The sequence below is a fragment of the Citrobacter portucalensis genome, from assembly GCF_023374935.1.
Lineage (GTDB): Bacteria > Pseudomonadota > Gammaproteobacteria > Enterobacterales > Enterobacteriaceae > Citrobacter > Citrobacter portucalensis.
The window spans coordinates 4,236,826-4,251,920 of the sequence record NZ_CP092466.1; the positions used below are offsets into that span (position 1 = coordinate 4,236,826).

The window sequence follows — 15,095 nt, forward strand, 5'->3', positions numbered from 1 at the left end:
TTTAACACCACTACCACTGATTTATTAGCCTGGTAGCGGGGTCGTATGCTCTCAATAACGGGGATTAGCCCGGAAAATGACGAGTATTGCCTGCAATTAAAGATATAGAGCCGAACATATATGCCTTTTACACTTGGTCAACGCTGGATCAGCGATACAGAAAGCGAATTGGGACTTGGTACTGTTGTCGCCATGGATGCGCGAACCGTCACTTTACTTTTCTCATCGACGGGCGAAAACCGTCTGTATGCGCGCAGTGATTCCCCCGTGACCCGCGTGATGTTCAATCCTGGCGATACGATAACAAGCCATGAAGGCTGGCAACTGCATGTCGATGAAGTAAAAGAAGAAAACGGCCTGCTTGCCTATATCGGAACCCGCCTGGATACCGAAGAAACCGGTGTCATGCTGCGTGAAGTACTGCTCGACAGCAAACTGGTATTCAGCAAACCACAAGATCGCCTGTTTGCCGGCCAGATTGACCGCATGGATCGCTTTGCTCTGCGCTATCGCGCCCGTAAATTTCAGAGTGAACAATACCGTATGCCGTGGAGTGGGTTGCGTGGTCAACGTACCAGCCTGATTCCTCACCAGCTGAACATTGCCCATGATGTTGGCCGTCGTCATGCTCCTCGCGTTTTACTGGCAGACGAAGTGGGTTTAGGTAAAACCATTGAAGCCGGGATGATCCTGCATCAGCAACTGCTGTCCGGCGCCGCAGAGCGCGTGCTGATCATCGTCCCAGAGACATTACAGCACCAGTGGCTGGTCGAAATGCTGCGCCGTTTCAACCTGCGTTTTGCGCTGTTTGATGATGAGCGTTATGCAGAAGCGCAGCACGACGCCTACAACCCGTTTGAAACCGAACAACTGGTCATCTGCTCGCTGGACTTTGCCCGTCGTAATAAACAACGTCTGGAGCACCTGTGTGACGCCGAGTGGGATCTGCTGATTGTCGATGAAGCCCATCACCTGGTGTGGAGCGAAGACGCGCCCAGCCGCGAATATATGGCCATTGAACAACTGGCAGAACGTGTGCCGGGCATCCTGCTGCTAACCGCTACACCGGAGCAACTGGGCATGGAAAGTCACTTTGCACGCCTGCGCCTGCTGGACCCGAGCCGTTTCCACGATTTCGCCCAGTTTGTTGAAGAGCAAAAAAATTATCGTCCGGTCGCCGACGCCGTCGCCATGCTGCTGGCAGGCAACAAGCTGAGTAACAATGAGCTGAACATGTTAGGCGACATGATTGGCGAGCAGGACATTGAGCCGCTATTGCAGGCGGCAAACAGCGACAGCGAAGACGCACAGAGCGCGCGTCAGGAGCTGGTTTCGATGCTGATGGACCGCCATGGCACCAGCCGTGTGCTGTTCCGTAACACCCGTAACGGTGTAAAAGGCTTCCCGAAACGCGAGCTGCATACCATCAAGCTGCCGCTGCCGACCCAATACCAGACGGCGATTAAAGTCTCCGGCATTATGGGCGTGCGTAAAAGTGCGGAAGACCGGGCGCGCGACATGCTCTACCCGGAACAGATTTATCAGGAATTCGAAGGCGACACCGGCACCTGGTGGAACTTTGACCCGCGCGTGGAATGGCTGATGGGCTACCTGACCAGCCACCGCTCGCAAAAAGTGCTGGTTATCTGCGCGAAAGCCACTACCGCGCTTCAGCTGGAACAGGTTCTGCGCGAACGCGAAGGTATCCGCGCTGCCGTATTCCATGAAGGGATGTCGATCATTGAACGTGACCGCGCCGCGGCCTGGTTTAGCGAAGAAGATAGCGGTGCCCAGGTAATGCTGTGCTCTGAAATCGGCTCCGAAGGGCGTAACTTCCAGTTCGCCAGCAATCTGGTGATGTTTGACCTGCCGTTCAACCCGGATCTGCTGGAACAGCGTATTGGCCGTCTTGACCGTATTGGTCAGGCGCATGATATTCAGATTCACGTTCCGTACCTGGAAAAAACCGCGCAATCCGTGCTGGTGCGCTGGTACCACGAAGGTCTGGACGCGTTCGAACACACCTGCCCGACCGGCCGTACCATCTATGACACGGTCTATAACAATCTGATCGGCTACCTGGCTGAACCAGAAAATACCGAGGGCTTTGACGATCTGATCAAAACCTGCCGCGAACAGCATGACGCGCTGAAAGCACAGCTGGAGCAAGGTCGCGATCGCCTGCTGGAGATCCACTCTAACGGCGGCGAAAAAGCACTGGCGTTGGCTGAAAGTATTGAAGAACAGGACGACGATACCAGCCTGATCGCCTTCGCCATGAACCTGTTTGATATCGTCGGTATTAATCAGGATGACCGTGGCGACAATTTGATCGTACTGACGCCGTCCGATCATATGCTGGTGCCGGATTTCCCTGGGCTGCCGGAAGATGGCTGCACCATTACGTTCGAGCGCGATGTCGCCCTGTCGCGTGAAGATGCCCAGTTCATTACCTGGGAGCATCCGCTGATCCGCAATGGTCTGGATCTGATCCTCTCCGGCGACACCGGAAGCAGCACTATTTCGTTGTTGAAAAACAAAGCATTACCTGTTGGTACACTGCTGGTTGAGCTGGTCTATGTTGTTGAAGCGCAAGCGCCGAAACAACTGCAGCTAAACCGCTTCCTGCCACCAACGCCGGTACGCATGCTGCTGGATAAAAACGGCAATAACCTTGCTGCACAGGTTGAGTTCGAAACCTTTAACCGTCAGCTCAGCGCCGTTAACCGCCACACCGGCAGCAAACTGGTCAACGCCGTGCAGCAGGATGTTCATGCCATTCTGCAACTCGGTGAAGCGCAGGTGGAAAAATCAGCCCGCGCGCTGATCGACGCAGCGCGTAAAGAAGCTGACGAGAAGCTGACGGCAGAACTTTCCCGTCTCGAAGCGCTGCGTGCCGTTAACCCGAACATCCGTGATGACGAACTTAGCGCAATTGAAAGCAACCGTCAGCAGGTGATGGAAAGCCTGGATCAGGCGGGCTGGCGTCTCGATGCCCTGCGCCTGATCGTCGTGACGCATCAGTAACGGAGCCATACATGGGGATGGAAAACTACAATCCGCCGCAGGAACCCTGGCTGGTCATCCTGTATCAGGATGACCACATTATGGTGGTCAACAAGCCGAGCGGCTTGTTGTCTGTGCCAGGTCGTCTGGATGAGCACAAAGACAGCGTGATGACGCGTATTCAGCGCGATTATCCGCAGGCTGAATCCGTGCATCGTCTGGATATGGCAACCAGCGGCGTGATTGTAGTCGCGCTAACCAAAGCGGCAGAGCGCGAGCTAAAACGCCAGTTTCGCGAGCGCGAACCGAAAAAACAGTATGTCGCACGCGTCTGGGGGCATCCTGCTCCGGCCGAGGGTCTGGTTGATTTACCGCTGATTTGCGACTGGCCAAACAGGCCAAAGCAAAAAGTATGTTATGAGACCGGGAAATCGGCGCAGACCGAGTATGAAGTTGTGGAGTTCGCGGCGGATAACACCGCCCGGGTAGTGCTCAAGCCCATTACCGGACGCTCCCACCAGCTGCGTGTGCATATGCTGGCTTTAGGGCATCCTATCCTGGGCGACCGCTTCTATGCTCCGCCGGAAGCTCTGGCGTTAGCGCCACGCCTGTTGCTGCATGCAGAGATGTTAACCATCACGCATCCCGAATACGGCAACAGTATGACGTTTAAAGTCCCGGCGGATTTTTAAATTCTGAGCCAATTTATGCCGGGGGCGCTTCGCTTGCCCGGCCTACATTCATTAACGTAGGCCGGATAAGGCGCTAGCTGCATCCGGCAATTCAATCACTTGAATCCTTTTTGATCCTTAATCAGCTCGTAAGCTTTTTGGATTTCCTGCGCTTTTTGCTTCGCCATTTCCATCATCTCTGGCGGCAGACCTTTCGCAACCAGTTTGTCCGGATGGTGCTCGCTCATCAGCTTACGGTAAGCGCGCTTGATGGTGGTCGCATCGTCGGTCGTTTTCACACCCAGCACATTACAGGCGTCTTCCAGCGTCGGGCCGCGTTGCGCCTGCTGCCAGCCACCGCCGCCAGACTGCTGCTGATATCCGCCGCCAAACTGTGCGCCGCCCTGCATCATGCGCAGGAACTGATCAAATTGGGTGCGTGAGATCCCCAACTCTTCAGCAATCACATACAGCACTTCACGTTCGTTAGGATGCAACGACCCATCGGCAAATGCCGCCTGGATCTGAATCTCCAGAAACATGCGGATCAGATCGAATCGACCAAAACAGACGCTGCGAAACTGACGCATCTTTTCACGTAATGGGTAATTATCCGATTTTCCTACCCGGAAGGCATGTTGTGCTGCCGTTCGCGAGTCACCATGCAAATTCATCCGATCCATCAACTGGCTGGCGATATGAATATCGGCTTCCGTGACACGACCTTTGGATTTGGTCAGATGTCCCATCACCTCAAAAGTGGTGGCAAAAAACAGCGCCTGGCGTTCACGTTGGTTGGCAAACCACGCCATTTTGCGCATGCGGGCTTTGTCGAACATGTGGCCAACTAACAGCCCCAGAACCACACCCCAGAAGCCGCCGCCCATCATTAAGGCCACGGCTACACCAATTATCTTTCCCCAATACTGCATAGACTCCCCAAATCTTTCCGCTCTCAGCCAGGCTATGTCCCACAATATAAGGTGCTTTTACCGATTTACGGCTGCGGTCAATTGTGGGACATCGCCTATAATTTGCATTATCATACCTGTCATTCAATGCCGTGCCTAACACCACAAACGCTATACCCGTTGGATTTCGAGTTGCAGCAAGGCGGCAACGTAGTGAGTCCCCTGGAGCTTACCCATGTAAGTGACTGGGGTGAACGAGGAAGACAACGAAGATGCAGCTTGAAAGGTGGCGGGTATAAAATGGGCAGGATTAATACTAGCGAAGTGAAGATGAGATAAGTTAGGCTGTGACCGTTTGTCACGCGCGACGCTACTGATGATGGAACAATAAATACAACGTATGAAAAAACGTATTCCCACTCTTCTGGCCACCATGATTGCCAGCGCCCTCTATAGCCATCAGGGCCTGGCAGCCGATCTCGCCTCACAGTGTATGCTGGGCGTGCCGAGCTATGACCGTCCTCTGGTACAGGGCGAGACTAATGAGTTACCCGTCACCATCAATGCCGACAACGCAAAAGGGAATTATCCCGATGACGCGGTGTTTACCGGCAACGTGGATATCGCACAGGGTAACAGCCGCCTGCAGGCCGACGAAGTACAGCTTCATCAGAAGCAGGCTGAAGGCCAGCCGGAGCCAATACGTACCGTCGATGCGTTGGGCAATGTCCATTATGACGACAATCAGGTTATTCTGAAGGGGCCGAAGGGCTGGTCCAATCTGAATACCAAAGATACCAACATCTGGGAAGGTGATTACCAGATGGTCGGCCGTCAGGGGCGCGGGAAAGCCGACCTGATGAAACAGCGTGGGGAAAACCGTTATACCATTCTGGAAAACGGTAGCTTTACCTCCTGTCTGCCAGGTTCAGATACCTGGAGCGTCGTCGGTAGCGAAGTTATCCACGACCGTGAAGAACAGGTCGCAGAGATCTGGAACGCCCGTTTTAAACTGGGTCCGGTTCCGGTCTTTTATAGTCCTTATTTACAGTTACCCGTCGGCGATAAGCGCCGTTCCGGTTTCCTGATCCCGAACGCAAAATATTCCACCAATAACTATTTTGAGTTCTACCTCCCGTATTACTGGAACATTGCGCCCAATATGGACGCCACCATCACGCCACATTATATGCACCGTCGTGGCGGGATCATGTGGGAGAACGAATTCCGCTACCTCACCCAGGCGGGTGCGGGCTTGATGGAGTTCGACTATCTGAATTCCGATAAAGTGTACGAGGACGAACATCCGAAGGATGACAATTCACGTCGCTGGCTGTTCTACTGGCAGCACGCCGGTGTACTGGACCAGGTGTGGCGTTTCAACGTCGACTACACCAAGGTCAGCGACACCAGCTACTTTAACGATTTCGATAATAAATACGGTTCCAGTACCGACGGCTACGCCACGCAGAAATTCAGCGTCGGCTACGCGGTACAAAACTTTGACGCTACGGTATCGACCAAGCAGTTCCAGGTCTTCGACGCACAAAACAGTAACAGCTACTCTGCGCAGCCGCAGTTAGACGTCAACTATTACCAGAATGACGTTGGTCCATTTGATACCCGTATTTATGGCCAGGCGGTCCATTTCGTCAATACCAATGACAACATGCCGGAAGCAACGCGTGTTCACCTGGAACCAACGATCAATCTGCCGTTGTCGAATAACTGGGGCAGTATCAATACCGAAGCGAAGCTGCTGGCAACGCACTATCAGCAGACCAATCTGGATTGGTACAACAACAACCCGAGTAACGTTAACAAGCTCGACGAGTCAGCCAACCGCGTCATGCCGCAGTTTAAAGTTGACGGCAAAATGGTATTCGAGCGCGACATGCAAATGCTGGCACCGGGTTATACCCAGACGCTGGAGCCGCGCGCGCAGTACCTGTACGTCCCATATCGCGACCAAAGTCATATCTATAACTATGACTCATCCTTGCTGCAATCTGACTACAGCGGCCTCTTCCGTGACCGTACTTATGGCGGTCTGGACCGTATTGCTTCTGCCAACCAGGTGACGACCGGGGTCACATCTCGCGTTTATGATGACGCTGCCGTTGAACGTTTTAATATTTCTGTGGGTCAAATCTACTATTTCACCGAGTCTCGCACCGGCGATGACAACATTAAATGGGAGAATGACGACAAAACGGGTTCACTGGTATGGGCGGGCGACACCTACTGGCGTATCTCCGATCGCTGGGGTTTACGCAGTGGGATCCAGTACGACACGCGTCTGGATAGTATCGCCAACAGCAGCAGCAGTATCGAATACCGTCGCGATGAAAACCGGATGCTGCAGTTGAATTACCGTTACGCCAGCCCGGAATATATCCAGGCGACTCTACCGTCTTACTACTCTACGGCAGATCAGTATAAAAACGGGATTTCGCAGGTGGGCGCGGTGGCAAGCTTCCCAATTGCTGAGCGTTGGTCGATTGTTGGCGCTTACTACTTCGATACCAACGTGAACAAAGAAGCAGATTCAATGCTGGGCTTACAGTACAACTCCTGCTGTTACGCCATTCGCTTCGGCTACGAGCGTAAGCTGAACGGTTGGGATGACAAACAGCAACACGCGATTTATGACAACACGATCGGCTTTAATATCGAACTGCGCGGTCTGAGCTCCAACTACGGTCTCGGCACCAACCAAATGCTGCGTTCGAACATTTTGCCGTATCAAAGCTCTTTATGATCTGATTTATTGATACCCAATGGATTTCGAGCTGCATTGAGGCGGCAACTGAGAGAATCCCCAAGAGCTTACATAAGTAAGTGACTGGGGTGAGTGAAGGCAGCCAACAAAAATGCGGCTTGAAAGACGAAGGGTATACTACGTAATCCACATTGCGGTTAATTAATAATGGAAAAAGTATGAAGAACTGGAAAACGCTGCTTCTCGGTATCGCCATGATCGCGAATACCAGTTTCGCTGCCCCACAGGTAGTCGATAAAGTTGCAGCCGTCGTCAATAACGGCGTCGTTCTGGAAAGCGACGTCGATGGCTTAATGCAGTCAGTAAAACTGAATGCAGGTCAGGCAGGTCAGCAATTACCGGATGACGCTACGCTGCGTCATCAGATCCTGGAACGTTTGATCATGGATCAAATCCTCCTGCAAATGGGTCAGAAGATGGGGGTGAAAATCTCTGACGAGCAGTTGGATCAGGCTATTGCCAACATCGCCAAGCAGAACAACATGACGCTGGATCAGATGCGCAGCCGTCTGGCACAGGATGGCTTAAGCTATTCAACCTATCGTAGCCAGATCCGCAAAGAGATGACCATCTCCGAAGTGCGTAACAACGAAGTTCGCCGTCGCGTCACTATCCTGCCTCAGGAAGTGGATGCCCTGGCGCAGCAGGTAGGCAACCAAAACGATGCCAGCACCGAGCTGAACCTGAGCCACATTCTGATCCCATTACCGGAAAACCCAACGTCCGACCAGGTTAACGCGGCTGAAAGCCAGGCGCGCTCTGTTGTTGATGAAGCGCGTAACGGTAGTGATTTCGGCAAACTGGCTATTACTTATTCCGCTGACCAGCAGGCGCTGAAAGGCGGCCAGATGGGCTGGGGACGTATTCAGGAGCTGCCGGGTATCTTTGCCCAGGCGTTAAGCACTGCGAAAAAAGGCGATATCATTGGCCCAATTCGTTCCGGTGTCGGCTTCCACATCCTGAAAGTCAACGATATGCGTGGCCAAAGCCAGAGCATCTCCGTGACTGAAGTTCACGCTCGCCACATTCTGCTTAAGCCGTCGCCGATCATGACCGATCAGCAGGCGCGTCTGAAGCTGGAACAAATCGCGGCAGACATTAAGAGCGGTAAAACGACCTTCGCGGCAGCCGCTAAAGAGTTTTCTCAGGATCCAGGCTCTGCCAACCAGGGCGGCGATCTGGGCTGGGCTGCAGCGGATATTTTCGACCCTGCTTTCCGCGATGCGCTGACCAAACTTAACAAAGGCCAGATGAGCGCCCCGGTGCACTCCTCTTTCGGTTGGCATCTGATCGAACTGCTGGATACGCGTAACGTTGATAAAACTGACGCAGCGCAGAAAGACAGAGCTTACCGTATGCTGATGAACCGTAAATTCTCGGAAGAAGCAGCAACCTGGATGCAGGAACAGCGCGCCAGCGCTTACGTTAAAGTTCTGAGCAACTAATGACTCGTGCTCAACGCGTTGTTATCACTCCCGGCGAACCCGCCGGGATTGGCCCGGACCTGGTGGTTCAGCTCGCCCAGCGCGCGTGGCCTGTAGAACTCGTTGTCTGTGCGGATGCAGCACTCCTCAGTGACCGGGCAGCGATGCTCGGTTTACCGCTTTCACTCCTCCCCTACTCTCCAGATACCCCAGCCAGACCGCAATCAGCAGGTACATTGACGTTGCTCCCGGTTGCGCTGCGGGCACCTGCCGTCGCGGGTCAACTGGCGGTAGAAAATGGGCAGTACGTGGTGGATACGCTGGCTCGCGCCTGTGATGGCTGTCTGCACGGTGAGTTTGCGGCGCTGATTACCGGCCCGGTTCACAAGGGCGTTATCAATGACGCTGGCGTCCCGTTTACCGGACATACAGAGTTTTTTGAAGAGCGCTCACAGGCAAAGAAAGTTGTTATGATGCTGGCGACCGAAGAGCTGCGCGTTGCCCTGGCAACCACGCATTTGCCGCTCAGAGCCGTTGCCGACGCCATTACGCCCGCCCTGCTTCAGGAAGTGATCGGCATTTTGCATCATGATTTACGCACCAAATTCGGCATTGCCGATCCGCATATTCTGGTGTGCGGTCTAAACCCGCATGCTGGTGAAGGCGGACATATGGGAACGGAAGAGATAGACACCATCATTCCGGTACTCGATGAACTGCGTGCGCAGGGAATGAAATTAAACGGTCCGCTGCCCGCAGATACGCTGTTTCAGCCCAAATATCTCGACCACGCGGATGCCGTGCTGGCAATGTACCACGATCAGGGTCTCCCCGTGCTAAAATACCAGGGATTTGGTCGCGGTGTGAATATCACGCTGGGCCTGCCCTTTATTCGCACATCCGTCGATCACGGCACCGCACTTGAACTCGCGGGTCGTGGGCAAGCAGATGTCGGCAGTTTTATTACGGCGCTTAATCTCGCCATCAAAATGATTGTTAATACCAATGAATAATCGAGTCCATCAGGGCCATTTAGCCCGTAAACGTTTCGGGCAGAACTTCCTCAACGATCAGTTTGTGATCGAAAGTATTGTCTCTGCTATCAACCCGCAGAAAGGTCAGGCTATGGTCGAAATCGGCCCAGGTCTGGCGGCATTGACCGAACCAGTAGGCGAACGTCTGGACAAGCTCACGGTCATTGAACTCGACCGCGATCTGGCAGCACGCCTACAGACACACCCGTTTTTAGGGCCTAAGCTGACGATTTATCAGCAAGATGCCATGACCATGAACTTCGGCGAACTGGCACAAACGATGGGACAGCCGCTGCGCGTATTCGGCAACCTGCCGTACAACATCTCCACGCCGCTCATGTTCCATCTTTTTTCCTATACTGATGCCATTGCCGACATGCATTTCATGTTGCAAAAAGAGGTGGTGAATCGTCTGGTTGCAGGGCCAAACAGTAAAGCGTATGGTCGATTAAGCGTCATGGCGCAGTATTACTGCAATGTGATCCCGGTACTTGAAGTACCGCCTTCCGCATTTACGCCAGCGCCTAAAGTTGATTCAGCCGTTGTGCGTCTGGTCCCTCATACGACGATGCCGTACCCGGTTAAAGATGTTCGTGTGCTGAGCCGTATTACCACTGAAGCGTTTAATCAGCGCCGTAAAACGGTACGTAACAGTCTCGGCAACCTGTTTAGCGTTGAAGTACTGACAGAGCTGGGCATTGATCCGGCGATGCGAGCGGAAAATATCTCTGTCGCGCAATACTGCCGGATGGCTAACTATCTGTCAGAAAACGCGCCATCGAAGGAGAGTTAAACATGATCAATTCGCCCCGAGTGTGCATTCAGGTACAAAGCGTCTACATTGAGGCGCAATCCTCACCTGATAATGAACGTTACGTTTTTGCTTACACCGTAACTATCCGCAATTTGGGGCGAGCGCCTGTGCAGCTGTTGGGGCGTTATTGGTTGATCACTAATGGTCATGGCCGCGAAACCGAAGTTCAGGGTGAAGGCGTGGTTGGCGTCCAGCCCCACATCGAACCCGGCGAAGAGTACCAGTACACCAGCGGTGCGGTGATTGAAACACCGCTGGGCACCATGCAGGGTCATTACGAAATGATCGATGAACAAGGCATCGCCTTTACCATCGATATTCCCGTTTTCCGACTCGCCGTTCCAACACTCATTCATTAAAACAATAACTATGGCGACATACCTTATTGGCGACGTTCACGGTTGTTACGATGAACTGATAGCCTTGCTGCATCAGGTAGACTTTAATTCCGAAAAAGACACCCTATGGCTCACCGGCGATCTGGTCGCTCGTGGACCGGGCTCGCTGGACGTTTTGCGCTACGTGAAATCACTGGGCGACAGCGTGCGGTTAGTATTGGGTAATCACGATTTACACCTGCTGGCCGTATTTGCCGGTATCAGTCGTAATAAACCTAAAGACAGGGTCACATCGCTGCTCGAAGCACCGGATGCCGACGAATTACTTAACTGGCTCCGCCGTCAACCGCTGTTGCAGGTAGATGAAGAGAAGAAGCTGGTGATGGCGCATGCCGGTATCACCCCACAGTGGGACCTGCAGACGGCAAAAGACTGTGCTCGCGATGTTGAAGCCGTGTTGTCGAGCGACTCGTATCCCTTCTTCCTTGATGCGATGTACGGCGACATGCCCAATAACTGGACCCCGGAACTGACCGGGCTGGCGCGCCTGCGTTTTATTACCAACGCCTTTACCCGCATGCGTTACTGCTTCCCTAACGGTCAGTTGGATATGTACAGCAAAGAGTCACCAGAAGACGCACCTGCCCCGCTGAAGCCCTGGTTTGCCATTCCTGGACCTGTCAGTGAAGCATACAGCATTGCATTCGGGCACTGGGCATCGCTGGAGGGTAAAGGCACGCCAGAAGGTATTTACGCGCTGGATACGGGGTGTTGCTGGGGAGGCGATCTCACCTGTCTGCGCTGGGAAGACAAACAGTACTTCGTGCAGCCGTCAAATCGCCATCTGAATCTGGATCCTGGCGAAGCGGTCAACGCCTGATAGTCGTTTGCCGGATGCGGTGCTCGCACCTTATCCGGCCTACATTAGCTGGATGATAAGGCGTTTCGCCGCCATCCGGCACTTACAGTATTAACGACGTTCCAGAATCTCGAAGCAGTAGCTGTGAGAGTTTTGCGCGTCGGCATCGTGGAATTCACTGAACACCGATTCCCAGTCATCCGGTTCGTAGTCCGGGAAATGTGTATCCCCTTCCACTTCCGCATCAATGTGCGTCAGATACAGTTTCTGTGCTTTTGGCAGGAACTGCTCATACACACGCCCACCGCCAATTACCATAATTTCAGGTTCATCGCCGCAGGCCGCAATTGCTTCATCCACAGACTTCACCCACTGCACGCGATCGTCGGTGCCAGGCTTACTGCTGATGACGATATTTTTACGCCCAGGTAACGGTCGCCCGATGGATTCCCAGGTGTGGCGTCCCATGACAACCGGCTTGTTTAAGGTATTACGTTTAAACCAGGCGAGATCGGCAGGGAGGTTCCACGGCATGGCGTTCTCCATACCGATGACGCGATCTACCGCTAACGCCGCAATCAGACTGATCATTGAATATTTCCCGGATACAAAAAAATTGTCGCCACTATACGGAAAGCGCAATCTTTCGTCGACTGGCGGAAAGAGGATGAACAGGAAAATTTTCCGTTCTGCTGGCGAACCGACCTATTTAAGGTGGTACGCCAGCATTACAGTAGTTCAAAAACAGCCAATTAGCAGTAAAGTTTGCAGAACATCACATTTTTTACCCTATGCTGACGGTTTCACTTCCGGCTCATCGGCGACGTCGCCCGTATGCTTACCTTCATCCGTGCCTTGCCAGCCATGGCGTTGAATTAACGATAAGTGCTGACGATCTTCCGCAATAATTTCACTCAGCATTGCGCTGGTGCGTTTATAAACGGCCGCGCGGGAAGTCGCGTCATTTTCCCCTTTCACCATCTCCTCTACCATCATGGTATTGAATCGGCGGAATACGTCAGCCCGCTCACGTGCCTCATAGCGCCCTAGCCCGAGACCTTCCAGCGCCAGACGTCCGGTCTTCAGTGCACCTTCAAAGGTTTCACGTTCCGGCATATCCACGCCCGCCTGGCGCAGGCGGATGTAATGATCCACGTCGCGCGCACGAGCAATAATTTGCAGATGCGGGAAATGCTCTTTCACCATTTCGGTTAATTGCAGGCTGGTTTGCGGATCGTCAATGGCATTAATAATAACTTCAGCTTTCGCCGCCCCGGCAGACTCCAGCAGATCCATCCGGGTCGCGTCGCCATAGAAAACCTTCATCCCGAATTTACGCAGCGTTTCGATATGGTCCGGGTCATGATCAAGAACCACCATTTTGACCCCGCTCGACAACAGCAAACGACCGGTTATCTGGCCAAATCGCCCAAACCCGGCGATGATCACCCGCGGTTGCTCCTCATCGATTTCATCGGCTTCGCGCTCTTCTTCAGTCGCCGATTTTTCCAGACGCGTCAAAATCACCAGCAAAATCGGTGTAGCCGCCATCGACAACGCCACCGCCAGCGTCAGCGATTTCGCCCAGTCAGGATCGAGCACATTTGCCATTTGCGCCGCGCCAAACACCACAAAGGCAAACTCACTGCCCTGCCCTAATAATACGGCAAACCAGCGACGCTGCTTGTTCGGCACCTGCAACGGTTTCGCTATCAACCACAGCATGACGGTTTTGATAACCAGGAAACCGACCAGTAGAATGATAATGCGCAAGGGATTATCAATCAGCGTACCAAAGTCGATAGACATCCCTACACCGATGAAGAACAGCCCTAGCAGCAGTCCTTTAAATGGCTCAATGTCGCTTTCCAACGCGTGGCGATACTCAGAGCTTGCCAGCAGCACCCCGGCCAGGAATGCCCCCATCGCCATCGACAATCCAACCTCTTCCAACAGCAGACCGAAGCCAAACACGAGGAACAGCGCAACGGCACTGAACACTTCCCGCAGGCCCGAACGGGCGACAAAACGCAAGGCAGGACGTGTGACATAACGACCTAACAGCACCACCAGCACCAGTGCGCCCGCTACCTTAAGGGCAGACAATGCAAACGCCCCAAGCGTTGTTGATGCGCCACTCGCTGCCAGTAACGGAATCATCGCCACCAGTGGAATGGCCGCGATATCCTGGAACAGCAGCACGGCAAACGCGCTGCGGCCCATTTGCGACACCATCAGGTTGCGTTCATTCATCGCCTGCATAGCGATAGCCGTTGAGGAAAGCGCCAGCGTCATGCCGATCAGCTCCGCTACCTGCCAGCGCAGGCCGAGGAACATACAGAACACACCAATCAGGCCTCCGCAGACCACCATTTGCAATGCGCCGCCGCCGAACACCGAGGCTCGCAGTTTCCACAAACGTTGCGGATCCAGCTCCAGACCAATGACAAACAGCATCAGCACCACACCGATCTCCGCAAAATGCAGGATGGATTCAGCGTCCGTCACCAGCCTCAGGCCCCATGGGCCGATAATGCACCCGGCGATGAGATACCCCAGTACCGACCCGAGTCCCAGCCGTACGGCGATGGGGACAATCAGTGCCGCCGATCCGAGATAAATCAGCGCCTGTATCAGCGTATGGCTATCCATGGTGTGCCTCCTGCCATTCCATCAGACGCTGTTTGTAGTGACGCGCCTGCGCTTGCAGGGTTTCATCATCACAGATAAACGTACAGTGCATCGCAAACGGCGGTAGCCATTTGAGGCCACAATAAAGTGCCGTCGCCTGTAAGGGTTGAGAAAGCACATCAAATCCGGGATGGGAGCCAATATCGAAGTGGTTTTCACCGCCGCCGGTCGTCACCGCCCACAACAGATGTTTACCGTGCAGCGCAGTACCGCCATGACCATACGCCCAGCCGTGCGAAAGGACTTTATCCATCCACAGCTTGAGTAATGGAGGTGTGCTGTACCACTGCATCGGATGCTGCCAGATGATCAAATCAGCGCGTGCCAGCGCATCCTGTTCAGCGGCAATATCGATATTGAAGTCGGGGTAGAGCTGGTAGAGCGAGCGGATCTCCACGCCCTCCAGCGTCCTTGCCTGTTCAAGCATCCGCTTATTCGCATGCGAATGCTGCGGATAGGGATGCGCATAAATGATGAGGATCATGATTAGCCTGTTTCACTGCATTATTGTAATAACAGTGAGTTTAGTCACTTAATCCACAGGCTAACAGTCAATATTATTGAG

At 53.6% G+C, this 15,095-nt stretch carries 12 protein-coding genes; 8 read left to right on the forward strand and 4 right to left on the reverse strand.

All coding sequences use genetic code 11. The features are described 5' to 3' along the window. Window positions 1-120 precede the first annotated feature (120 nt). Together rapA and rluA are read left to right on the forward strand one after the other, a co-directional pair. The gene (rapA, locus tag LY264_RS20565) at window positions 121-3,027 is read left to right on the forward strand and encodes an RNA polymerase-associated protein RapA (protein WP_071692311.1); all 2,907 of its coding nucleotides are present in this window, start codon (window positions 121-123) and stop codon (window positions 3,025-3,027) included. 11 nt (window positions 3,028-3,038) lie between these two features. Continuing rightward, window positions 3,039-3,698, forward strand: coding sequence for a bifunctional tRNA pseudouridine(32) synthase/23S rRNA pseudouridine(746) synthase RluA (rluA, locus tag LY264_RS20570; RefSeq protein ID WP_008786174.1), 660 nt, complete (start codon window positions 3,039-3,041; stop codon window positions 3,696-3,698). Between the two features lie 95 nt (window positions 3,699-3,793). Here the strand turns inward: rluA and djlA are convergent, their stop codons facing one another. After that, window positions 3,794-4,609, reverse strand: a complete 816-nt coding sequence (gene djlA / locus LY264_RS20575; RefSeq protein ID WP_008786173.1) for a co-chaperone DjlA — start codon at window positions 4,607-4,609, stop codon at window positions 3,794-3,796. 379 nt (window positions 4,610-4,988) lie between these two features. Here djlA and lptD point away from each other — a divergent pair, with 379 nt between their 5' ends. From lptD to apaH, 6 genes are all read left to right on the forward strand, one after another. Further along, window positions 4,989-7,349, forward strand: a complete 2,361-nt coding sequence (lptD, locus tag LY264_RS20580) for an LPS assembly protein LptD (RefSeq protein ID WP_048214959.1) — start codon at window positions 4,989-4,991, stop codon at window positions 7,347-7,349. Window positions 7,350-7,528: 179 nt separating this feature from the next. Further along, window positions 7,529-8,815 (forward strand): peptidylprolyl isomerase SurA, encoded by a 1,287-nt coding sequence (gene surA, locus LY264_RS20585; RefSeq protein ID WP_003829603.1) that lies wholly within the window; start codon window positions 7,529-7,531, stop codon window positions 8,813-8,815. Next, window positions 8,815-9,807 (forward strand): 4-hydroxythreonine-4-phosphate dehydrogenase PdxA, encoded by a 993-nt coding sequence (gene pdxA, locus LY264_RS20590; protein WP_048227108.1) that lies wholly within the window; start codon window positions 8,815-8,817, stop codon window positions 9,805-9,807. The genes surA and pdxA overlap by 1 nt, the downstream gene beginning before the upstream one ends. Beyond that, window positions 9,800-10,621, forward strand: coding sequence for a 16S rRNA (adenine(1518)-N(6)/adenine(1519)-N(6))-dimethyltransferase RsmA (rsmA, locus tag LY264_RS20595; RefSeq protein WP_003829609.1), 822 nt, complete (start codon window positions 9,800-9,802; stop codon window positions 10,619-10,621). Before pdxA ends, rsmA begins: the two co-directional genes overlap by 8 nt. Before the next feature lie 2 nt (window positions 10,622-10,623). After that, window positions 10,624-11,001, forward strand: a complete 378-nt coding sequence (apaG, locus tag LY264_RS20600) for a Co2+/Mg2+ efflux protein ApaG (protein WP_048227109.1) — start codon at window positions 10,624-10,626, stop codon at window positions 10,999-11,001. Between the two features lie 10 nt (window positions 11,002-11,011). After that, window positions 11,012-11,860 carry a bis(5'-nucleosyl)-tetraphosphatase (symmetrical) ApaH gene (apaH, locus tag LY264_RS20605; RefSeq protein ID WP_048227110.1) on the forward strand — a complete coding sequence of 283 codons (849 nt, stop codon included), beginning with the start codon at window positions 11,012-11,014 and terminating at the stop codon, window positions 11,858-11,860. Window positions 11,861-11,950: 90 nt separating this feature from the next. On the opposite strand, the gene folA is transcribed toward apaH, so the two are convergent. From folA to kefF, 3 genes are all read right to left on the reverse strand, one after another. After that, on the reverse strand, window positions 11,951-12,430 hold the full coding sequence (gene folA, locus LY264_RS20610; protein ID WP_003018873.1) for a type 3 dihydrofolate reductase: 480 nt from the start codon (window positions 12,428-12,430) through the stop codon (window positions 11,951-11,953). 198 nt (window positions 12,431-12,628) lie between these two features. Beyond that, entirely contained in the window at window positions 12,629-14,491 is a 1,863-nt protein-coding gene (gene kefC, locus LY264_RS20615; protein ID WP_003829616.1) for a glutathione-regulated potassium-efflux system protein KefC, read from the reverse strand. Next, on the reverse strand, window positions 14,484-15,014 hold the full coding sequence (gene kefF / locus LY264_RS20620) for a glutathione-regulated potassium-efflux system oxidoreductase KefF (protein ID WP_003829618.1): 531 nt from the start codon (window positions 15,012-15,014) through the stop codon (window positions 14,484-14,486). Before kefF ends, kefC begins: the two co-directional genes overlap by 8 nt. Window positions 15,015-15,095: the final 81 nt, after the last annotated feature.

Coding starts and splice junctions, on each gene's coding strand:
- rapA (WP_071692311.1), top strand. CDS start 121: ATGCCTTTTACACTTGGTCAACGCTGGATCAGCGATACAGAAAGCGAA.
- rluA (WP_008786174.1), top strand. CDS start 3,039: ATGGGGATGGAAAACTACAATCCGCCGCAGGAACCCTGGCTGGTCATC.
- djlA (WP_008786173.1), bottom strand. CDS start 4,609: ATGCAGTATTGGGGAAAGATAATTGGTGTAGCCGTGGCCTTAATGATG.
- lptD (WP_048214959.1), top strand. CDS start 4,989: ATGAAAAAACGTATTCCCACTCTTCTGGCCACCATGATTGCCAGCGCC.
- surA (WP_003829603.1), top strand. CDS start 7,529: ATGAAGAACTGGAAAACGCTGCTTCTCGGTATCGCCATGATCGCGAAT.
- pdxA (WP_048227108.1), top strand. CDS start 8,815: ATGACTCGTGCTCAACGCGTTGTTATCACTCCCGGCGAACCCGCCGGG.
- rsmA (WP_003829609.1), top strand. CDS start 9,800: ATGAATAATCGAGTCCATCAGGGCCATTTAGCCCGTAAACGTTTCGGG.
- apaG (WP_048227109.1), top strand. CDS start 10,624: ATGATCAATTCGCCCCGAGTGTGCATTCAGGTACAAAGCGTCTACATT.
- apaH (WP_048227110.1), top strand. CDS start 11,012: ATGGCGACATACCTTATTGGCGACGTTCACGGTTGTTACGATGAACTG.
- folA (WP_003018873.1), bottom strand. CDS start 12,430: ATGATCAGTCTGATTGCGGCGTTAGCGGTAGATCGCGTCATCGGTATG.
- kefC (WP_003829616.1), bottom strand. CDS start 14,491: ATGGATAGCCATACGCTGATACAGGCGCTGATTTATCTCGGATCGGCG.
- kefF (WP_003829618.1), bottom strand. CDS start 15,014: ATGATCCTCATCATTTATGCGCATCCCTATCCGCAGCATTCGCATGCG.